17 protein-coding genes and 2 pseudogenes are annotated in these 22,182 nt (G+C 36.6%); 15 read left to right on the top strand and 4 right to left on the bottom strand.

What is annotated here, in order from left to right:
- Positions 1 to 164: 164 nt before the first annotated feature.
- The 8 genes from BA1379B_RS06055 to lpdA all read left to right on the top strand — a co-directional run bounded on the left by BA1379B_RS06055 (position 165) and on the right by lpdA (position 11,268).
- Positions 165 to 695, top strand: a complete 531-nt coding sequence (locus BA1379B_RS06055; protein WP_078674066.1) for an AprI/Inh family metalloprotease inhibitor — start codon at positions 165 to 167, stop codon at positions 693 to 695.
- Between the two features lie 137 nt (positions 696 to 832).
- Positions 833 to 1,999, top strand: coding sequence for a cell division protein ZapE (gene zapE / locus BA1379B_RS06050; protein WP_078674065.1), 1,167 nt, complete (start codon positions 833 to 835; stop codon positions 1,997 to 1,999).
- Positions 2,000 to 2,282: 283 nt separating this feature from the next.
- Positions 2,283 to 3,245: a malate dehydrogenase gene (gene mdh / locus BA1379B_RS06045; protein ID WP_078674064.1), complete on the top strand. Its 963-nt coding sequence runs from the start codon at positions 2,283 to 2,285 to the stop codon at positions 3,243 to 3,245.
- A gap of 86 nt (positions 3,246 to 3,331) precedes the next feature.
- Complete coding sequence (sucC, locus tag BA1379B_RS06040) at positions 3,332 to 4,528, top strand: ADP-forming succinate--CoA ligase subunit beta (protein ID WP_078674063.1); 1,197 nt, start codon at positions 3,332 to 3,334, stop codon at positions 4,526 to 4,528.
- 3 nt (positions 4,529 to 4,531) lie between these two features.
- Positions 4,532 to 5,434, top strand: a complete 903-nt coding sequence (gene sucD, locus BA1379B_RS06035) for a succinate--CoA ligase subunit alpha (RefSeq protein ID WP_078692509.1) — start codon at positions 4,532 to 4,534, stop codon at positions 5,432 to 5,434.
- A 144-nt stretch (positions 5,435 to 5,578) separates the two neighbouring features.
- Positions 5,579 to 8,578 carry a 2-oxoglutarate dehydrogenase E1 component gene (locus tag BA1379B_RS06030; RefSeq protein WP_078674061.1) on the top strand — a complete coding sequence of 1,000 codons (3,000 nt, stop codon included), beginning with the start codon at positions 5,579 to 5,581 and terminating at the stop codon, positions 8,576 to 8,578.
- 32 nt (positions 8,579 to 8,610) lie between these two features.
- Entirely contained in the window at positions 8,611 to 9,828 is a 1,218-nt protein-coding gene (gene odhB / locus BA1379B_RS06025; protein WP_035006435.1) for a 2-oxoglutarate dehydrogenase complex dihydrolipoyllysine-residue succinyltransferase, read from the top strand.
- Between the two features lie 33 nt (positions 9,829 to 9,861).
- Positions 9,862 to 11,268 carry a dihydrolipoyl dehydrogenase gene (gene lpdA, locus BA1379B_RS06020; protein ID WP_078674060.1) on the top strand — a complete coding sequence of 469 codons (1,407 nt, stop codon included), beginning with the start codon at positions 9,862 to 9,864 and terminating at the stop codon, positions 11,266 to 11,268.
- 133 nt (positions 11,269 to 11,401) lie between these two features.
- Here lpdA and BA1379B_RS06015 read toward each other — a convergent pair whose 3' ends face one another.
- Entirely contained in the window at positions 11,402 to 12,640 is a 1,239-nt protein-coding gene (locus tag BA1379B_RS06015; RefSeq protein WP_078674059.1) for a saccharopine dehydrogenase family protein, read from the bottom strand.
- 56 nt (positions 12,641 to 12,696) lie between these two features.
- The gene (locus tag BA1379B_RS06010) at positions 12,697 to 13,794 is read right to left on the bottom strand and encodes a carboxynorspermidine decarboxylase (protein ID WP_078692508.1); all 1,098 of its coding nucleotides are present in this window, start codon (positions 13,792 to 13,794) and stop codon (positions 12,697 to 12,699) included.
- A gap of 171 nt (positions 13,795 to 13,965) precedes the next feature.
- Between BA1379B_RS06010 and BA1379B_RS06005 the strand changes: the two genes are divergently transcribed.
- The 7 genes and pseudogenes from BA1379B_RS06005 (at position 13,966) to mnhG (ending at position 20,652) form a co-directional block, all read left to right on the top strand.
- A complete protein-coding gene (locus BA1379B_RS06005; RefSeq protein ID WP_078674121.1) occupies positions 13,966 to 14,454 on the top strand; it encodes a BA14K family protein in 489 nt (162 codons plus the stop codon).
- 189 nt (positions 14,455 to 14,643) lie between these two features.
- Positions 14,644 to 17,565, top strand: a complete 2,922-nt coding sequence (locus BA1379B_RS06000; RefSeq protein ID WP_078692507.1) for a monovalent cation/H+ antiporter subunit A — start codon at positions 14,644 to 14,646, stop codon at positions 17,563 to 17,565.
- Entirely contained in the window at positions 17,565 to 17,906 is a 342-nt protein-coding gene (locus BA1379B_RS05995; RefSeq protein ID WP_035006440.1) for a Na+/H+ antiporter subunit C, read from the top strand. Before BA1379B_RS06000 ends, BA1379B_RS05995 begins: the two co-directional genes overlap by 1 nt.
- Positions 17,906 to 19,524 (top strand): annotated as a pseudogene (locus tag BA1379B_RS05990) (monovalent cation/H+ antiporter subunit D). Before BA1379B_RS05995 ends, BA1379B_RS05990 begins: the two are co-directional and overlap by 1 nt.
- A complete protein-coding gene (locus BA1379B_RS05985; RefSeq protein ID WP_035006442.1) occupies positions 19,524 to 20,009 on the top strand; it encodes a Na+/H+ antiporter subunit E in 486 nt (161 codons plus the stop codon). The pseudogene BA1379B_RS05990 and the gene BA1379B_RS05985 overlap by 1 nt, the downstream one beginning before the upstream one ends.
- Positions 20,006 to 20,287: a K+/H+ antiporter subunit F gene (locus BA1379B_RS05980; RefSeq protein WP_035006443.1), complete on the top strand. Its 282-nt coding sequence runs from the start codon at positions 20,006 to 20,008 to the stop codon at positions 20,285 to 20,287. The genes BA1379B_RS05985 and BA1379B_RS05980 overlap by 4 nt, the downstream gene beginning before the upstream one ends.
- Positions 20,284 to 20,652: a monovalent cation/H(+) antiporter subunit G gene (mnhG, locus tag BA1379B_RS05975; protein WP_035006444.1), complete on the top strand. Its 369-nt coding sequence runs from the start codon at positions 20,284 to 20,286 to the stop codon at positions 20,650 to 20,652. The genes BA1379B_RS05980 and mnhG overlap by 4 nt, the downstream gene beginning before the upstream one ends.
- Positions 20,653 to 20,689: 37 nt before the next feature.
- Here mnhG and BA1379B_RS05970 read toward each other — a convergent pair whose 3' ends face one another.
- Both BA1379B_RS05970 and BA1379B_RS05965 read right to left on the bottom strand, forming a co-directional pair.
- On the bottom strand, positions 20,690 to 21,055 hold the full coding sequence (locus BA1379B_RS05970; protein ID WP_035006445.1) for an MliC family protein: 366 nt from the start codon (positions 21,053 to 21,055) through the stop codon (positions 20,690 to 20,692).
- Between the two features lie 552 nt (positions 21,056 to 21,607).
- Positions 21,608 to 21,861: pseudogene (locus BA1379B_RS05965) on the bottom strand (3-dehydroquinate synthase family protein); the annotation flags it as partial.
- Between the last annotated feature and the right edge of the window lie 321 nt (positions 21,862 to 22,182).

The raw sequence follows: 22,182 nt of genomic DNA, 5'->3' as shown, positions 1-22,182 counted from the left end.
CGTGAATGTTTTTCTTCAAAATGAATAATTTTTGTTATGATCACATGTTTTTTATTAGGTTTTTCTTATTTATTAATTTATTTTTGTAAAATAGCGTATTTTCATAAAATACGCTCGCTTGTTTTTTAAGTAAGTTTATTATTGTCATGAGAAAGAGTGAAGATATGACATTCCCAAAAATCTCATTTTTCATTGTACTATTTATTATAGCGATCTTAAGTGGTTGTGCAAGTTCGCAGTTTGGTAACAGTGATGGAAACAACATAGCAGAAGTTTTTTATCCTGTTCAGCAACTGTTAGAGCCTGAAACATCTGATACATTAAATTCTGAAGTGTTAACTTCCTCAAATTATGAAAAGGAATATGCTCAAGATGACACACAGTTAACTCGCTTTGAAGTACCAGACAATGCAGTTGATTTGTTTCCTACAAATATTGTTGGCGTATGGAATCTCTCTATTGGTAATAAGTCTTGTCGAATTGCAACTCCACAAACAAAGTTTGGTTCAGGATATCGAGCTGGTCCTTTAAATTGTCCAAGAATATTTGCTAAAGTGAATTCGTGGGCTGTTAAAGAAAAGAAATTATATTTTTATGATCGATCTGGAAGTGTTGTCGCGGTTCTTTATTCTTTTGGGAAAGATTATTTGGAAGGACGGACGTTGGATAATCAACCCGTTGTTTTAGACCGTTAAATCATTTTAAACTCCTTATAAAAAGGCAAATATTACGTGCACGAATTTGCATTATTTAATCACAAAATGATGCAAAAAAGCATTTATGTCTATGAAATTTACATTTGTTCAGAATGATTTGAAAAAAGGATTTTGGGATGGTTTTAGTTTCAGCGCGCTATGAAGAGCTTGTTTCCAAAGGAGACATTAGTTTCGATTCAGCTCAACGGGATTTAACAAAACATTTTGATTATTTATTACAAGAAATTTCAGCACAAAAGATTTCTCGACCTTGGACGTTTTGGCGTTTTTTTAAGAAACAAACGCATTCTCATGCTTCAAACCGATGTGGTACTGATAATTTCGTTCAGGGATTGTACATTTATGGCGAGGTTGGGCGTGGCAAGACTATGCTCATGGATTTGTTTTTCTCTTGTTTGCCAGAAGGGAATAAAAAACGTGCTCATTTTAACGATTTTATGGCTGATGTACATGAGCATATTGATGCACATCGGCAAGCGTTTAAACATGCAAAATCCAAACAAAATGATCCTATTTTAGCAGTTGCAGAAGATTTGGCACGAGAAGCACATGTGCTTTGTTTTGATGAATTTACGGTGACAGATATTGCGGATGCAATGGTTCTTGGTCGTCTTATTACTGCATTATTTAATCAAGGCGTTATTTTTGTTGCTACGTCAAATGTCGCTCCTGATAATCTTTATTACAATGGTTTGAATCGAGAGCTTTTTATGCCTTTTATTCAAATTTTAAAAAAACATGTATGTGTTATTAATCTCGATGCAAAGACGGATTATCGTCTTGAAAAATCAAATCCACAACATGTGTATATCACCCCATTGGGACAAGCAGCAGATGAAAATATGGATCAAGCATGGACATTCGTTTTACGAGGTCAAAAGGAAACATCAGATGATTTATCTGTAAAGGGACGTTCTATTCATATTCCACGTTTTAGAGATGGATGTGCACGCTTTGATTATCGAGATCTTTGCATAAAGCCTTTAGCTGCAGCAGATTATTTGGCGTTAGCAGAGCATTTTCATACGATTTTTATTGATCATGTTCCTGTTATGGATGATGCACATCGCAATGAAGCTAAACGATTTATTTTGCTTATTGATGTTCTTTATGAACGTAACATAAGACTCTTTATGTCGGCAGAAGCAGAGCTTGGGCAATTATATAAAGGACGGGCGCAGACAATAGAAACATTTGAGTTTCAAAGAACACAGTCGCGCCTTTTTGAAATGCAAAGCCAAGATTATCTCAATATTTGGGCAGAACAATTGTTAAAGAAATAAGCGAATCTTTACTTTACCTTTACGTAAACTGCTTCAATAATAACTTATTGAATTGACAAATGTTGTAATAATTCTGTTGTATTTTTTTTAAATTCATTTTATCGATACAATTGTAATTGATTGCTTTAATATTTTAGGAAGCAGTTTTTAGTCGTAAAAAGAAAGTTTGATGAATTTTGATCATCTTATGTCTAAGTGGTCTTGTTAAAAAGAGGATTAGATTAAGGGAAAATATTTAATCTGTTAGCGCGGGGGATTTTGCGCTTAGTAAAAGGAAATAAAAATGGCACGAAAGAAGATAGCTTTAATCGGTTCAGGTATGATTGGTGGTACTTTAGCGCATTTAATAGGACTTAAGGAACTTGGAAATGTTGTTTTGTTTGATATTGCAGAGGGAATACCGCAGGGTAAGGCTTTGGATATTGCAGAATCATCACCAGTTGAAAACTTTGATGTCAATTTAGCAGGAACGAATACTTATGAAGCTATTGCAGATGCTGATGTTGTTATCGTAACGGCAGGTATTGCACGTAAACCTGGTATGAGTCGTGATGATCTTTTAGCTACTAATTTAAAAGTTATGGAACAAGTTGGCACGGGAATTAAGAAATATGCGCCTTCAGCATTTGTAATTTGTGTTACCAATCCTCTCGATGTAATGGTGTGGGCATTGCAAAAGTTTTCTGGTCTTCCGACGCAAAAAGTCATTGGTATGGCTGGTGTTCTTGATTCAGCACGTTTTCGTTATTTCTTATCTGAGGAATTTAAAGTTTCTGTTAAAGATGTAACAGCATTTGTTTTGGGAGGTCATGGTGATTCGATGGTCCCCCTGATCCGTTATTCCACTGTTGCTGGTATTTCTTTGCCTGATCTTGTGAAGATGGGCTGGACAACGCAAGAGAAACTTGATCAAATTATCCAACGTACAAGGAATGGAGGGGCAGAAGTTGTGAATTTGTTAAAAACAGGCTCTGCTTTTTATGCGCCGGCCTCTTCTGCTGTTGCAATGGCCGAGACTTATTTAAAAGATACTAAGCGCGTTCTTCCTGTTGCTGCTTATCTTTCAGGTGAATATGGAGTTAGGGATACGTATGTTGGTGTTCCTGTTGTTATTGGTGCTGGTGGTGTTGAACGAGTCATTGAAATTGATTTGAATGACACTGAAAAATCTGCTTTTGAAAAATCAGTAAATGCAGTGCACGAGCTTTGTAAAACATGTGCTGCTATCGCACCTAATCTCGGATGATTCAAAATAGTTTTGTTAGGTAAAGTAAGGTACCTTAAGTGTTTTAAGAATCAATTTAGTGTTTCATAGAAGAAAAGGACAAATATATGAATATCCATGAATATCAGGCCAAACGTCTGCTTCATGAATATGGTGCGCCAATAGCGAATGGTGTTGCTATTTATTCTGTAGAACAAGCTGAAAAATGGGTGAAAAAATTACCAGGACCGCTTTATGTGGTTAAAAGTCAAATTCATGCTGGAGGACGTGGAAAAGGGAAGTTTAAAGAACTTAGCTCTGATTCAAAAGGTGGTGTTCGACTTGCAAAATCAGTTGAAGAAGTTATTACGAATGTAAAAGAAATGCTTGGTAAAACTTTGATAACTAAGCAAACGGGTCCGGAAGGTAAACAGGTTAATCGTCTTTATATTGAAGATGGAGCTGATATTGAGCGGGAGCTGTATCTTTCACTTTTAGTTGATCGTACAATTGGTCAAGTTTCTTTCGTTGTGTCGACGGAAGGAGGAATGGACATTGAAATGGTTGCTGAAGAGACACCAGAAAAAATATTTACTCTTCCTATTGATCCTACAAAGGGCGTTACTCCTTCTGATTGCATGAAACTTTGTGACTCGTTAAAATTATGCGATAGTGCACGTGAAGATGGTGAAAGGTTGTTTCCAATACTCTATAAGGCTTTTTGTGAAAAAGATATGAGCCTTCTTGAAATCAATCCGCTGATTGTAATGGATAATGGCCGTTTACGTGTTCTTGATGCAAAAGTTTCTTTCGATAATAATGCGTTATATCGTCATCCAGATATTTTGGAATTACGCGATCTTTCAGAAGAAGATTCAAAAGAAATTGAAGCATCAAAGCATGATCTTGCTTATGTTGCTCTTGATGGGACGATTGGTTGTATGGTGAATGGCGCTGGTCTTGCTATGGCAACAATGGATATCATCAAACTCTATGGGGCTGAACCAGCAAATTTTCTTGATGTTGGTGGTGGTGCTTCAAAAGAAAAAGTAACTGCTGCTTTTAAAATTATTACAGCTGATCCGAATGTCAAAGGCATTTTAGTCAATATTTTTGGTGGGATTATGCGTTGCGATGTTATCGCTGAAGGTGTGATTGCTGCTGTTAAGGAAGTTGGTTTAAAAGTTCCTTTAGTTGTTCGTCTTGAAGGTACTAATGTTGAACAGGGTAAGGCAATTATCAGTGAAAGTGGTTTAAATGTTATTTCTGCTGATGACTTAGATGATGCTGCTCAAAAAATTGTTGCAGCAGTGAAGGGAGCTTAAACCATGTCAATTCTTATTAATAAGGATACAAAAGTTCTTGTTCAAGGGCTTACGGGGAAAACGGGGACATTTCATACAGAACAAGCACTTGCTTACCATGGTACGCAAATGGTTGGCGGTATTAATCCCAAAAAAGGCGGAGAAACATGGAAGGGATCAAAGGGTGAAACTCTTCCTATTTTTGCCAGTGTTGTGGAAGGTAAAGAAAAGACTGGAGCTGATGCTTCTGTTATTTATGTTCCTCCTGCGGGGGCTGCTGATGCTATTATAGAAGCTATTGAAGCTGAAATCGGTTTAATTGTCTGTATTACAGAAGGTATACCGGTTATGGATATGGTCAAGGTTAAGGCTAAATTAGAGCAATCAAAGTCGCGTTTAATTGGTCCTAATTGTCCGGGTATTCTCACTCCTGATGAATGTAAAATTGGTATTATGCCAGGTTCTATTTTCAGAAAAGGTTCTGTTGGAGTTGTGTCAAGATCGGGAACTCTAACGTATGAAGCAGTTTTTCAAACGAGTCATGAAGGACTTGGGCAGACAACAGCTATTGGTATTGGGGGAGATCCCGTTAAGGGGACTGAATTTATTGATGTGTTGGAAATGTTTTTAGCTGATAATGAAACCGAATCTATTGTTATGATTGGTGAAATTGGTGGTTCTGCTGAAGAAGAAGCAGCACAATTTCTAAAGGATGAAGCAAAAAAAGGTCGTAAAAAACCAATGGTTGGTTTTATTGCTGGTCGTACAGCTCCTCCGGGACGGACAATGGGACATGCTGGTGCAGTGATTTCTGGTGGTAAAGGTGGGGCAGAAGATAAAATTGCGGCAATGGAAGCAGCTGGAATTCGAGTTTCTCCTTCACCATCACAAATAGGCAAGACTTTAGTTGAAGTGTTGAAGGGTTAAAAGAAGAATTTATCTGAGTGGATGTCATCCATTCAGATAAAATATGGATATAAAAATAAAAACTTTTTTACAATTTTCCGATTCTTATTTTAAAAAGAAAAGCGGGTACATTAAGGAGACGGAACGAGTGTTCCGGAAAAGTATATGGCAAGGCAGGATGAGAAGAATGATCTTTTTACACAAACATCATTTTTATATGGTGGAAATGCCGATTATATAAATCAACTTTATGCCGAATATAAAAAGAATCCTACCAATGTTGATCGACAATGGTGTGATTTTTTTGAAACTTTTCAAGAGAGTAAAGAAGATGTGCTCAAGAATGCTGAAGGAGCGACATGGCAACGGGATCATTGGCCATTAAAAGAAAGTGGAGAGCTAGTTTCTGCTTTAGATAGTGATTGGTCTGCACTTGAGAAGCATTTTGGAGATAAATTAAAAGAGAAAGCAGCTGTTAATCCTGTACAAAATGGAAAAATGTCTCGTGAAGAATATATTATTCAAGCAACACGTGATTCTGTTCATGCGCTTATGATGATTCGTGCTTTCCGAGCTCGGGGGCATCTTCATGCACAACTTGATCCACTTAAACTGGCTGGAAATCGGGAAGACTATAAAGAGTTATCACCAGAAGCTTATGGTTTTAGTCCTGCTGATTACGAACGTCCGATTTTTATTGATAATGTTTTGGGATTAGAGTACGCAACCATCCCGCAGATGCTTGAAATTCTTAATCGTACGTATTGTTCGACGATTGGTGTAGAATATATGCATATTTCAGATCCTGCTCAAAAAGCTTGGATTCAGGAACGTATTGAGGGGCCAGATAAACAAATTGCCTTCACACAAAAGGGTAAAAAAGCTATTCTTAATAAGCTTATAGAAGCTGAAGGTTTTGAGCAGTTTTTGGATGTAAAATATAAGGGCACAAAACGTTTTGGTCTTGATGGGAGTGAAGCGCTTATTCCAGCTCTTGAGCAGATTATTAAGCGCAGTGGTGCTTTGGGGGTACAAGAAATAGTTTTTGGGATGGCTCACCGGGGTCGTTTAAATGTTCTTTCTCAAGTTCTTGAAAAACCGCATCGAGCTATTTTTCATGAGTTTAAAGGTGGTTCTTATAAACCTGATGATGTTGAGGGATCAGGTGATGTAAAATATCATTTGGGGACTTCTGCTGATCGTGAATTTGATGGTAAAAAAGTTCATTTATCACTTTTGCCTAATCCATCTCATCTTGAGATTGTTGATCCAGTTGTGATTGGAAAGGCACGTGCTAAGCAAGATCAACTTATTGGTTATAATCGCACGGAGGTTGTACCGTTAAGTGAACGCTCAAAAGTTTTGCCGCTTCTTATTCACGGTGATGCAGCTTTTTCAGGGCAAGGTGTTATTCAGGAAACGTTTGGTCTTTCAGATTTGAGGGGTTACCGTGTTGCTGGTTCGATTCATGTGATTATCAATAATCAAATTGGATTCACAACTAATCCACGCTTTTCACGTTCGTCACCTTATCCATCAGATGTTGCGAAAATGATCGATGCACCAATTTTTCATGTAAATGGAGACGATCCAGAAGCTGTTGTTTTTGTAGCAAAAGTAGCAACGGAATTCCGTCAAATCTTCCATAAACCGGTGGTCATCGATATGTTTTGTTATCGCCGTTACGGACACAATGAAGGTGATGAACCTTCCTTTACACAGCCCCTTATGTATAAAGCGATTCGTAATCATAAAACGACAGTTCAACTTTATAGTAATCAACTAATAGCTGAAGGAGTCATTGATCCTCAAGAAGTTGAACAAAAGAAACAAATGTGGCGCGATAAGCTTGAAAGTGAATTTGAAGCGAGTGCTTCTTATAAACCTGATAAGGCTGATTGGCTTGATGGGAGTTGGACAGGTATTAAAGCTGCTAGTAGTAGTGATGAACAGCGCTATGGAATGACAGGTGTTGAATTAAAAACCTTAAAGGAGATTGGACGAAAACTTGTCGAAGTTCCATCAGATTTTCATATACATAAAACGATTCAGCGTTTTTTAAATAATCGTGTTCAAATGTTTGAATCTGGTGAGGGTATTGATTGGGCAACAGCTGAAGCTTTAGCTTTTGGTTCTTTGTGTTTAGAAGGATCACCGGTTCGCCTTTCTGGTGAAGATGTTGAACGTGGAACTTTTTCGCAACGTCATGCAGTTCTTTATGATCAAGAAAATGAAGCCCGTTATATTCCTTTAAATAATTTACAACAGGGACAAGCTATTTATGAGGTTGTAAATTCTATGCTTTCTGAAGAAGCTGTTCTTGGTTTTGAATATGGATATTCACTTGCTGAGCCACGTGGTTTAACACTTTGGGAAGCACAATTTGGTGACTTTTCTAATGGTGCTCAGGTTATTTTCGATCAGTTTATTTCATCCGCTGAGCGTAAATGGCTTCGTATGTCTGGTCTTGTGTGTTTATTACCTCATGGTTTTGAAGGACAAGGGCCAGAGCATTCTTCAGCCCGTTTAGAGCGTTTTCTGCAATTGTGTGCAGAGGATAATATGCAGGTTGCAAATTGTACAACTCCTGCAAATTATTTTCATATTTTGCGTCGCCAAATTAGACGTGATTTTCGTAAACCATTGATTTTGATGACACCAAAATCACTTCTGCGTCATAAACGAGCGGTTTCTTTTTTAAGTGAAATGGGGCCTGGAACAAATTTTCATCGCTTGTTACTTGATGATGCAGAATGCCTTAAAAGTTCTGTGATTAAATTACAAAAAGACAGCAAGATTCGCCGTGTTGTTCTTTGTACAGGTAAAGCTTATTATGACCTTTATGAAGAACGTGAAAAGAGGGGAATTGATAATGTTTATTTGTTACGTGTTGAACAGCTTTATCCTTTCCCGGCAAAGGCTCTGGTGGACGTATTGTCGCGCTTTCTAAAGGCAGAAATTGTTTGGTGTCAAGAAGAACCCAAAAATATGGGAGCTTGGTCATTTATTGAGCCTTATTTAGAATGGGTTCTGACTCATATTCGTGCACGTTATTCGCGTGCACGTTATGCTGGGCGTTCTGCAAGTGCATCGCCTGCGACTGGCTTAATGTCGAAACATCTTGAACAGCTTGCCGCGTTTCTTGAAGACGCGTTAGGTTCTTAATTTATTACTACTCTGACGTATGGAAAAATATTATGGCTACTGAAATCCGTGTTCCTACTTTGGGCGAATCAGTTACTGAGGCAACAATTGGCAAATGGTTTAAAAAAATTGGTGAAGCCGTAGCTATGGATGAGCCTTTGGTCGAGTTAGAAACTGATAAGGTAACTGTTGAAGTTCCTTCTCCTGTTGCTGGAAAGTTATCTGAAATCATTGCAAAAGAAGGTGATACAGTTGAAGTGAATGCTCTTTTAGGAATGGTTGAAGCAGGAGCTGATGGTGTTTCTGTATCATCCGCACCACCTGCATCACCTTCTGTGATATCTACGCCGACATCTTCTCCTATGGCAGCGTCTGTATCGACTTCCTCTTTAGGAGGAACGATGCCTCCTGCTCCTTCAGCAGCAAAATTAATGGCTGAAAATAACATAGAGAAAAGTGATCTTTCAGGTTCTGGAAAGCGTGGACAGATTCTCAAGGGAGATGTTCTTAATGTTTTAGCGCAGGGGACAAAAACATCAGCTTCTGTTTCTTCTGCTATATTTGTGGATACAGTGCACGAAGAGCGTGTTCGTATGACAAAGTTGCGTCAGACAATTGCACGCCGTCTTAAAGATGCGCAAAATACAGCAGCAATGTTAACCACATTTAATGAAGTTGATATGTCTACTGTTATGGATTTGCGTAAACGTTACAAAGATCTTTTTGAAAAAAAGCATGGTGTTAAGCTTGGCTTTATGGGCTTTTTTACCAAAGCTGTTTGTCATGCATTAAAAGAACTTCCTGCTGTTAATGCGGAAATTGATGGAACAGATATTGTTTATAAAAACTATGTTAATGCTGGGATTGCTGTTGGAACGGATAAAGGACTTGTGGTTCCGGTTGTTCGCAATGCAGATCAAATGTCAATTGCAGAAATTGAAAAAGAAATTGGTCGTTTAGGGCGCCTTGCTCGCGATGGAAAATTGGCGGTCGCGGATATGTTGGGTGGAACATTCACTATTACTAATGGCGGCGTTTATGGGTCATTAATGTCAACACCGATTTTGAATGCACCACAATCTGGTATTTTGGGAATGCATGCAATTAAAGAACGTGCAATGGTGGTCGGAGGACAAATTGTCATTCGTCCAATGATGTACTTAGCGCTTTCTTATGATCACCGTATTGTAGATGGGCAAGAAGCTGTTACTTTCCTTGTGCGTGTTAAAGAAAGTTTGGAAGATCCGGAACGTCTTGTTCTTGATTTATAAAAACACAGTTTTTGAGGATGAAAGGGGAGACAGATGTCTTATGATGTTGTTGTAATTGGAGCTGGTCCAGGTGGTTATGTGGCATCAATAAAAGCTACTCAATTGGGTCTCAAAACTGCGATTATCGAAAAACGTGCAACATTAGGTGGTACGTGTCTTAATATTGGCTGTATACCTTCTAAAGCATTGTTACATGCTTCGGAATTATTTGCTGAAGCGCAACATGGTTTTGAAACGCTAGGTATTTCTATTTCTCAGGCTAAGCTTGATCTTGATAAGATGATGGCGCATAAAAAGGCTGTTGTAACAGCTAATACAAGTGGCATTTCTTTTTTGATGAAAAAAAATAAAATTGATACTTTTCATGGCACTGCAAAAATTTTAAGTGCAGGTCAGATTGAAGTTCTTACCAAAGATGGCAATCAACACAAGATTGAAACAAAGAATATTATTATTGCTACAGGTTCAGATGTATCAGGTATTCCAGGTGTGAATGTGGAAATCGATGAAAAAGTGATTGTGTCTTCGACAGGAGCACTTGCACTTGAAAAAGTTCCTGCACGCATGGTAGTTATTGGTGCGGGTGTTATTGGCTCAGAGCTTGGTTCCGTGTGGAGTCGTTTGGGTGCTAAAGTTACTATTGTAGAGTTTCTTGATAAAGTTTTAGGATCGATGGACGGTGAAGTTTCACGACAATTTCAGAAGTTAATGGAAAAACAAGGGATTGAATATAAGCTTGGTGCGAAGGTAACAGCTGTGACTCAATCTAATTCAGTTGCTAAGGTAACTTTTGAAGCTGTTCGAGGTGGTGTTGAAGAGACTTTAGAAGCTGATGTTGTTTTGATTGCTACAGGACGCTCTCCTTATACAGAGGGGCTGGGTTTGGCTGAAGCAGGTGTTCAGATGGATGAACGCGGTTTTATTAAGATAGATGCACAGTGGCAAACTAATGTTCCAGGAATTTATGCGATTGGTGATGTTGTTAAAGGTCCAATGTTGGCCCATAAAGCTGAAGAAGAAGGTGTTGCCGTGGCTGAAATTTTAGCTGGTCAAAAAGGCCATGTTAATTTTGATGTTATTCCCAGTGTTGTTTACACACAACCAGAAATCGCTAGTGTAGGTAAAACAGAAGAAGAGCTTAAAGCGGCAGGTATTAGTTATAACATTGGAAAATTTCCTTTTATGGCAAATGGGCGTGCACGTGCAATGCAAAAGAATGATGGATTTGTTAAAATTCTTGCTGATAAAAAGACAGATCAAGTTTTGGGTGGGCATATTCTTGGATTTGGTGCAGGTGAAATGATCCATGAAATTGCAGTTCTGATGGAATTTGGTGGTTCATCAGAGGATTTAGGGCGTTGTTGTCATGCACATCCTACTTTATCGGAAGCTGTGCGAGAAGCAGCTTTAGCGACATTTTCTAAACCTCTTCATACCTAAAGTTACTTTCTAACAAGATTCCATAGTTCTTTTTGAAAGCAGAATGGGAGAGTTTTTTCCCTTAATATCTTTATGTTTTGATAAAACCGCTTTTTTAAAGGCGGTTTTATTGTATTTTCATTCCGTAAATAAATTAAAATTGTAATTTCTTATCGTCTTGTTGTTCTCTTACATAAGTTGGCAGTCCCATATGATCAAGATATTTTAGAAAAGGATGTGGCGGTAGTTCTTCTATATTCACCATAGTTTTAACATCCCATTCACCGGTAGCGATAAGCATAGCTGTTGCTGCTGCAGGAACTCCAGCTGTATAAGAAATTCCTTGTGCACCAGTTTCATTAAAAGCTTGTTTGTGATCAGCTATATTATAGATGAATACTTCTCTTGGATTTCCATTTTTTGTGCCTTTAACAAGGTCTCCAATACAAGTTTTTCCTGTATAATTTGGTGCTAAAGAGGCAGGATCAGGTAAAACAGCTTTCACAACTTTTAAAGGAACAACCTCTTGACCTTCTGCTGTTTTGATAGGTTGTTCGGATAAGAGTCCAAGATTTTTAAGAACGGTAAAGACAGTAATATAACGTTCGCTGAAACCCATCCAAAAACGAATATTGGGAACATCAAGATTTTTAGATAATGAATGGATTTCGTCGTGTCCTGTCATATAAGCCGTTTGTTTTCCAACAACGGGTAAATCCCATTCATGACGGATTTCAAACATTTGATTAGAAGTCCATTTTTTATTTTGCCATGACCATACTTGTCCTGTAAATTCCCGAAAGTTAATTTCTGGGTCAAAATTTGTAGCAAACCAACGTCCATGGTTTCCGGCATTGATATCAATAATATCAATATCGGTAATTGTATCGAAATAGCTATCGCGTGCTAATGCTGCATAAGCATTTACAACACCAGGATCAAAACCTGCGCCTAAAATAGCAGTGATACCTGCTTTTTCGCATTCTTGACGTCTGGGCCATTCATAATTGCCATACCAAGGGGGTGTTTCACAAATTTTTAAAGGATCTTCATGAATCGCTGTATCGATATAAGCGCATTTTGTTTCAATACAAGCTGAAAGAACAGACATATTAAGAAAAGAGGAGCCAACATTGATAACGATTTCGCATTTTGTCTTTTGAATAAGTTTGACAGTTTCTTCAACATCCATTGCGTTGAGTGTATGACTTTTGATAATGTCTTCTACTTTTGTGGCTTTTTTTTCTTGAATGGAAGCAATGATTGCGTCACATTTTTTTTGTGTTCGTGAAGCGATATGAATTTCACCGAGAAGATCATTGTTTTGGGCACATTTATGAGCAACAACTTGTGCAACACCGCCAGCACCAATAATAAGAACGTTTTTTTTCATTGTGGGTTCATCTCCTTTTAATACTGCTGCATGATGATTTTTATTTGTTGTGTTTGTTATGAAAGGCTATTTTTATAATCATTATAGCTAAATTGACGTTGAAGTGTTAAGGTCCCATTACATTCTTTAATGACAATAGCCGGCATTGCAACGCCATTAAACCAATTTTTTTTAACCATTGTGTATCCTGCAGCGTCTTGAAAGGATAATTTGTCACCTATCTTCAGGGGTTCAGGAAATTGAAATGTTCCAAAAATATCTCCAGCAAGACAAGATTTGCCGCAAACCATAATCTCATAAGGACCATGATTTGGTTCTAATTTGGCATTTTCACGGTAGATTAAAAGATCAAGCATATGCGCTTCAATTGAACTGTCAACAATGGCAAGATTTTTTTTATTATATAATGTGTCAAGAACGCTAACTTCTAAGGTAGTACTTTTGGTAATGGCGGCTTCTCCTGGTTCCAGAAAAACAGTTACACCATAGGTTTGAGAAAAATGTTTTAAGCGTTTTGCTAAATCTTCTAAAGGATAATTTTCAGCGGTAAAGTGAATTCCTCCACCGAGACTGATCCAATCAATTGCAACAAAGAGTTCTTTAAATTTTTCTTCAATGTGGTTAAGCATTCGATTAAAAAGATTAAAATCACTATTTTCGCAATTGTTATGGATCATTAAACCGTTAATGAGAGGTAAGACTTCTTTAATAGCATCCTGATTCGTTTCTCCTAAACGGCTAAAAGGACGGGAGGGATTTGCAAGATCAAAATTTGATGCACTGATGCCTGGGTTTAATCTTAAGCCTCGTTGAATTGTTTTTGTTGTGTTAGCAAAGCGTTTCAATTGTTGAATTGAGTTAAAAATGATTTTATCTGCATAACCACAGGCTTCGTCAATTTCATTATCGGCCCATGCAACTGAATAAGCATGGGTTTCTTTTCCAAATTTTTCTTTTCCTAAGCGGAGTTCATAAAGGGATGATGATGTGGTGCCATCCATATACTGGGACATAACATCAAAGAGACTCCATGTCGCAAAACATTTTAAAGCAAGTAAAACTTTTACTCTTGATATTGCTCGTAAGTGAGCAATAGTCTTCATATTTTTTATGAGTTTAGATTTATCGATAAGATAATAAGGAGTCCCAATCATTGGCTATTCGTTCTCGTTTGAAGGATCTTATTGTTCATATTAGCGTTTAGTACATATAGCAACAGAATGTCTCAAGGAAAAAATAGCAGTGAGAAAATCTATTTTCATTTGGTGGCAGTAAGAAGACTTTCTGTAATTTGGTTTTTATTCAATTGTTTTGAGATGTATGTTATGTTCATTATTAAAAACTTATATTCCATTTTGTCTATTGTAACGATTGCCAGTATTTTTATTATAACAACCAATATTTCTAATATGGTGCATAAGAGTGGTGTTAAGGCAAAAGCAGTTGATCAGCTTTCTGTTCAAAATGATTCAGCTTTTTTGAAAGTTACTGGGCGTAAGGAACTGAATGGTTTTAAAGGTTATCGTCATTATCGGCATGGTTATCGTAAATATAATGACGGTTGGTGGTATCCTGAAAAAGCATTTGTTGCGTATACATCTTCAGATGTGAAAAATATGCCTCGAAAGATTATACCAGCCCAAAACGACAAATCGACGACTTCTTTTGTTCTAGAGGAAAAGAAGCTATGGAATATGAAGCAACATATTGCGTATTGTAAAGCTCATTATCGTTCTTATACTCAAAGTGATAATAGTTATCAACCTTTCCATGGACCTCGTAAGCAATGTTTTTCCAGTTTTTTCAAAGGGTAAAGGATATAAGAGGTAAAAAACTTTGAAATATTTTATGTAGATTTTGTGTATGAAGTGATCATTTTGTGAGAATTCTTTACATTTTTAAGTTTTATTTAAATCTATTGTTATAAGTGTGAAAGGAAGAATGATTTTACATTTTTTATTTTGCCAATGATAGAATATTAAAAATAAAATGGAGTTCAGCTAATGACAACACGGGAAGCAATGTTAATATTGCTTGTTTTGCTTCCTTTTAGTGGTAGTTTTATCATTGGTTTTTTTCGTTCAACTGCTAGAAATAATGAAGCTTGGTTTGCTGGAGCTATTGCACTTTTTAGCCTTCTTTTGACAATTATGCTGTATCCAGCGGTTTGTAGAAACGGTGTCGTACGTTTAGATCTTTCTTGGCTTCCAGAATGGGGGGTTAATCTAACCCTCCGCATAGATGGTTTATCATGGCTTTTTTGCCTTTTAATTACAGGGATAGGGTTTCTTGTTGTTGTTTATGCACGTTATTATATGAATCCAGCAGATCCAGTTCCACGATTTTTTTCCTTTTTTCTAGCCTTTATGGGGTCAATGACGGGAATAATTTTATCAGGAAATCTCGTATTTTTGGTGATTTTTTGGGAACTTACTAGTATTTTTTCTTTTTTATTGATTGGTTATTGGCACCATAATACCAGTGCGCGTGATGGTGCGCGTATAGCTTTAACAGTTACTGGTTTAGGCGGTTTTGCACTGCTGATCGGAGTTTTATTGATTGGCCATATTGTTGGTAGTTTTGATCTGGATAAGGTCCTAGAATCTGGAAATCTCATTCGGTCCAGTTCTCTTTATATTCCGATTCTTATTTGTATTTTATTAGGAGCATTAACAAAAAGTGCACAGTTTCCATTTCATTTTTGGTTACCCAACGCAATGGCTGCTCCAACACCTGCATCGTCTTATTTACATTCGGCAACAATGGTAAAAGCAGGTTTATTTTTGCTTGTTCGACTGTGGCCTGTTTTATCTGGAACAGACGTTTGGTTTTGGCTTATTGGTATTTCAGGATTAATAACATTACTTCTTGGTGCTTATTTTTCAATGTTTCAGCAAGATTTGAAAGGTCTGCTTGCTTACTCGACGCTTAGCCATCTTGGTTTGATTACTACGCTTTTGAGTCTTGACAGTTCCCTTGCCTGTGTTGCCGCGATCTTTCATATGGCTAATCATGCTACTTTTAAAGCGTCATTATTTATGGCAGCTGGTATCATTGATCATGAGACAGGTACGCGTGATATGCGTAAATTGACAGGCCTTTTTCGTTATATGCCTATTACAGGAACTCTTGCCTTAGTTGCGAGTGCTGCAATGGCTGGTGTGCCTTTGCTTAATGGTTTTTTATCAAAAGAAATGTTTTTTGCTGAAACAGTTGAAATCCATATGGAATCTTGGTTGAATCGGATTACACCTTATATAGCAACATTAGCCAGTTTGTTTAGCGTAACCTATTCTATACGCTTTATTTACAGTGTTTTTTTCGGACCTGAACCTGTTCATTTACTCAAAAAACCACATGAGCCACCACGTTTTATGCGTTTTCCAATAGAATTATTGGTTTTTATCTGTTTGGCAGTGGGTATTTTTCCTAATTTAACAATCGGATCTATTTTAGATAATGCCATAGTAGCTGTTTTAGGACCGACAACATTTTCTTATAATTTAGCTGTTTGGCATGGTTTTAATACTCCCTTAATTATGAGTTTTGTTGCTTTATCAGGGGGTGTATTGCTTTATATTTTAGGGCATCATTATTTTTTATCATGTAATGAGGGAGTGCCTCTTTTTCGTTCTTTAAAAAGATTACGTATTTTTGAGCGTATTTTTATGATTATTTTTTGGAAATGGCCATGTGTAGCAGAATCTTTTTTATCAACACGTCGTTTACAATTTCAGTTATGTTGGGTCCTTTTCGTGTGTTTTGCATTTGTTGGTCTTTTACTGTGGTGTGATGGGTTAATTTCAGCAGGTCCATTGCCACTTTTTCCTCTTGATTTTTCTTTTATTGTTATTTGGTTGATTGGCGGATTTTGTGCATTTTTAGTTGCTTGGCAGGCCAAGTTTCATCGTTTTGTATCATTAATGCTGTTGGGAGGCGCTGGTTTAATGACTTGTGCGACCTTTTTGTGGCTTTCTGCTCCTGATTTAGCGGTAACACAATTGGTTGTTGAAGTGGTGACGACAGTATTGTTACTTCTTGGTTTACGTTGGTTACCTAAGCGTTTGCATTCTTCTTCCTCTGTATCTGTTGGATCTTTAGTGTATTTACGTCGTGTTCGTGATTTTATCATAGCATTTGTCAGTGGTGCAGGTGTAGCGTGGCTATCATTTGCGGTAATGACGCGTCCACAAAGAATGACAATTTCTGACTTTTTTCTTACACGGGCTTATTTTGATACTGGTGGGCGCAATGTTGTGAATGTTTTGTTAGTTGATTTCCGTGGTTTTGATACAATGGGAGAAATAGTGGTTTTAGGTGTTGTTGCACTGACTGTTTTTGCTCTTTTACGGCGTTTTCGTCCTGCACCTGAAAGCATAGCTCCTTTTCAACATCATATGCAGACGGTTTTTGATAAAGAACGGATTAATTATCAAGAGAGGGATACTTTATTAGATTATTTATTTATTCCTTCTGTTATTATGCATTGGCTTTTTCCTCTTATTATTACTTTTGCAATTTATCTATTTATACGTGGCCATAATCTTCCAGGAGGTGGATTTGCTGGAGGTATTACTTTGGCAATAGGATTTATTTTACAATATCTTGCTACTAATATTCGTTGGGTGGAAAGTCATTTAAGGGTTTTGCCTTTGCGTTGGATGGGTTTCGGTTTGTTATTATCGGTAGCAACAGGGGGGGTAGGTTCTTGGTTTTTTAAATATCCTTTTTTAACATCTTTTTTTCAATATATGAATCTTCCTTGGGTTGGAAAAATTCCTATTGCATCTGCTTTTTTATTTGATTTAGGGGTGTTTTCTCTCGTGATGGGCGCAACTATCCTTATTTTAATTGCAATTGCACATCAATCCATTCGCGTTTATCGAATTAGTAAAAAACCTAATTTGAAAAAAGGAGAAAGTTAGTGGAAGTTGTTCTTTCTTTAGGTATTGGTGTTCTCGTTGGATCCGGTATTTGGCTGCTTTTACGTCCACGAACTTTTCAGGTTATTCTTGGTTTGTCGTTAATTTCTTATGGCATAAATCTTTTTATTTTTTCAATGAGCAGGCCTCGTAGCAATGCAGCCCCTATTGTTGATCCATCTCGTGCGATCAATCCAGAAAACTATGCTGACCCTCTTCCGCAATCTTTGGTTTTGACAGCGATTGTAATTGGTTTTGCAACGACAGCTTTATTTCTGGTTATTCTCTTGGTGTCACGTGGTTTAACAGGTTCGGATCATGTTGATGGACATGAGGCAAAGTGATGGAAATTTGGTTACAGCATCTACTTATTTTGCCTATTCTTTTGCCATTAAGTACTGGAGCACTTCTTCTTTTCTATGATGAACGTAATTCACAGCTTAAGTCACTTATTAGTCTCTCTTCTGCGGGTTTATTGATTGTTATTTCTATTTTATTGTGTCTACGTACTCTTGAAATAGCGCCGGCTTCAGATGTTTATCAACTTGGTAATTGGCCCTCTCCTTTCGCTATCATTTTGGTTCTTGATCGCTTAAGTGCTTTGATGCTTTTACTTTCAAGTGTATTGACTGCTGCTACGTTTATTTTCTCACAAGCTTATTGGTATAAGGTAGGTCCCCATTTTCAGTCATTGATGCAATTTTTGATAGTAGGCATTAATGGTGCTTTTTTGACAGGTGACTTATTCAATTTATTTGTATTTTTTGAAGTTATGTTAACTGCTTCTTATGGGCTTGCTTTACATGGATCAGGTCAATCACGCGTTCGTGCTGGTATGCATTATATAGTGATTAATCTTTTTGCTTCATTTTTGTTTTTAACTGGTACGGCTCTAATTTATGGAATAGTGGGCACGCTTAATATGGCTGATTTGGCGGTTAAAATAAGATATATCGCTTCTACGGATATTGTTTTATTTGAAATAGGTGTAGCCCTTTTAAGTGTTGCTTTATTGCTTAAAGTTGGTCTGTGGCCACTTAATTTTTGGTTGGTACCAACTTATTGTGCAGCAGCGGCTCCCGTGAGTGCTTCTTTTGCGATTTTGAGCAAGGTGGGTATTTATGTTATTTTACGTTTAACATTGTTATGGTTTGGTCCTGAAAGTGGATATTTTACCCATTTTGGTTCTACGATTTTATTTTATGGTGGGCTTGCGACTTTAACTTTTGGTTTTATTGGAGTGTTGGCTAGTCAAGTTTTGGGTCGTTTAGCGGCTTATAGTGTTCTTGTATCTTCTGGAACAGTGTTAACAGCAATTGGGACTGGAAATATACTGTTAACAGCGGGTGCGCTTTTTTATATTGTTTCTTCAACTTTAGCCTTGGGAGCTTTTTTCTTTTGGTAGAATTAGTTGAGCGTGATCAGGACGTCACCACTGATGTTTTAGATGTTACAACGGAAGTGTATAATGATGAAGAAGAGGAAGAAGATGATGAAGTAGGTACTTATTTACCGGTAACTTTGGCAATTCTTGGTGCTTGTTTTGCTATTTGTGCTATTTTAATTATTGGATTACCTCCTTTATCTGGTTTTATTGCAAAATTTATGATGATTATGGCAATTTTAAATCCCAAAGAAGGGAATTCTGCCGCATATATGCCAGTTTTACAGGATTGGCTTTTTGTAATTTTTATTATTATTTCCGGTTTTGCAACTTTAATTTCAATGACAAGAGCCGGTATTCGAATTTTTTGGGTTTCTCTTGAAGGTAAAATTCCACGTGCGCAAGTAATCGAATTTACACCTATTGCTGCTCTTTTAGTTTTGTGTTTTGTTGCAACAATGATGGCTGGACCTGTTAGCCATTATATGTATGAAACTGCTAAAGTTTTACACTCTCCTAAAAATTATATCAGTAGTATTTTAACTGATTTTTCTCTAAAAAAGATGGAGAAAAATTGATGAATCGCTTCTTTGCATATCCTTTTTTTAGTTGTGCGATTGTTTTAATGTGGGTGATTTTAAACGGTTTTAATTTAGGCCAATTTCTTTTAGGCATTGTTATTGCTTTGTTCAGTAGTTTAATGATGCAGCTTATTGAGATGAAAACAGCCACCATTAAGAGTTGGAAAGCGGTTTTTCTATTATTATTCCGGGTATTTATAGATTCTATCTCTTCAAATATTTCAGTAGCTTGGTTTATTTTAACAAAAAGGCGTAAAAAACAAAAATCTGGTTTTGTTGTTATTTTTCTAGCGCTTGAAAGTCAAGTTGCCTTAGCTATTTTAGCATGTATCTTGGCAGTTACTCCAGGTACTGTTTGGGTTGCTTATAATAGCAAAAATAATCAACTTTTAATTCATGTCTTAAATTTAATAGATGGAAATGATTATGAACAGTTGATCAAGCAGCGATATGAACAATTGCTTTTGGAGATTTTTTCATGAGTATGGTTATTCTTTATTGGGGACTTTATCTTTCACAGTTTTTTTTAAGTTTGGCGATGATTCTAGCATTGTTTCGACTGGTTCGTGGTCCAAGAGCACAAGATCGCATTGTTGGTTTGGATGCTCTTTATATGACTGCTATCCTTTTATTTCTGACGTTTGATATTCGTTCAGGAACAACTATTTATTTTGAAGCTGTTCTCATTATTAGTCTTTTAGGTCCTATATCGAGTATTGCTTTGACAAAATTTTTAATGCGTGGAGAAATTATTGAATGAAAGATGATATTTCACTTTGGAGTGCTCTTATAATTAGCTTTTTTTTAATACTGGGATCTAGTCTTACTCTCATTGGAACAATAGGGCTTGTACGTTTTTCTAATTTTTATGAACGTTTGCATACATCTTCATTGAGTACAAGTTGGGGAGGAAGCAGTATTATTATTGCTTCCTTTTTTTATTCAATACATGTGGATCATGTATTTGTTATTCATGAGATATTGTTGATGATTTTTTTGTTTATGACAACACCAATAACCTCTATGTTGTTGTCACAAACAGCAGTTCATCGAGATCAATCAAAGGATTTTTTAAAAGAACCACTTTCTCTTTTATTTCATAATCATAAAAAGAAGAAATCGTGAAATTTAAACGAATGTAAACCTAATGGATAAAAACTTATTATTGCTTATCTTCTATTTTACAAAAAATAGGTTTCTTTTCTTCTGGATCATTAATAAGGTCAAAAAGTGTAACTTCGTTTTTAGATTCCCACCAAATATACTGGGCTCCTGCGTATTTTGATCCTGACGCAGCGATGACATTTGCACCGACAATGCGTTCACCTTTCCATTTAAAATCGATTAACGAAATATTATCAGCATTGAGATAAGTTGCTTCGACTTTTTCTTTATTTGTTCCAGTATCACATTGATAAACAACCTGTTTTATCATAGGCTCCGGGACATCTGGTACATTGATTACCAAAGATCCAGCGAAGGCAGTAATCGGATTGAAGGATAATAAACTTAAGTAGAGTTTTTTCATAACGTTTCCTTAATGATTCAAAGTAACAATCGTAACTTATATAGTGGTGTCTACGGTAGGATTCGAACCTACGACCCCAGGATTCATACCACTTCGATTTTCACCGCCAGCTTTATCAGCAAAACTGTTTGTGGTCTGGACTGTCTCTTCACCTTAAAACTTATGCTTTTTAGGTGCTGCCCGTTCAGTCTCTACACCTTTCTCTTTAATTTAAAAAGAGACTTGGCTCGGGATTGACATACAAATTCCTGTGAAGTTTTCCCCGAATTTGAGCAGATTCACTTTTAGAATTTCTTCTGAAAGTGCCCAATTTCTTAGGAATCCTGTGCTCTATCCTACTGAGCTACGCAGACCCAATCATATTTAATTTTATAGCGAAAACGTTGAGTTTAATCAATCATTATAAATATTTATGAGCCCGTTTTCATTAATTTTTATTTTAGAAAATTTAAAATGATATTCAATGCGATCAAGATGTTTTGCAATGAATGATTAACTGAGCTTACATGTTAGGGCGAGAGTGAGACTATTTTCTTAATCTTATACTGTTAAAGTCATTAACATTTCAAGTTTTGGAATATCCTGTAATTTTGTAGGTAAACCAACAGCTTTAAAATGTATTTGAATAGGTTGTGTTAGTGTGGGACTTATTAAATTCAGTTGAGTAGAAAATTGGTGAGCTAAATTATTTCAATCGCTACACTTTCACCATGGATTAAGCAGTTTGAATTGTAGGTAATTGTTCTTTCAAGCATGTGTCCAAATGTGTGGCCAAGATTAAGGAATGTGTGTGCTTTAGTTTCATATATTTTGTTGTGCAATTAGCATTGTGTGGATCGTGTAATATTTTATGCTTCTTAATGTTTGCTATGATTACTAATCGTTAAGTTTGCTTTTGCATAGCTAGAGTAGCATTATTCTATGAGTTTTGGTGATTTTTAAGTCTTTTTTAAAGCAATAGCCAGGATACTTTAAAACACGTTCAATGAGAATATTAAGATCTATTTTGTGCTATATTTAATTTGAGGTATGGTTTTTCAGTATATAAGCTGCTTTGCTTGTTGCTAAAATGAGGGAGATTTTTTAAGGATATTTAAATGATATTTTGTTCAAAAGTGTGAAACTTT

This window comes from Bartonella sp. A1379B, from assembly GCF_002022485.1.
Lineage (GTDB): Bacteria > Pseudomonadota > Alphaproteobacteria > Rhizobiales > Rhizobiaceae > Bartonella > Bartonella rochalimae.
The sequence above is the reverse complement of the archived record's forward strand: the minus strand, read 5'-3'. Positions and strand labels throughout refer to the sequence as shown.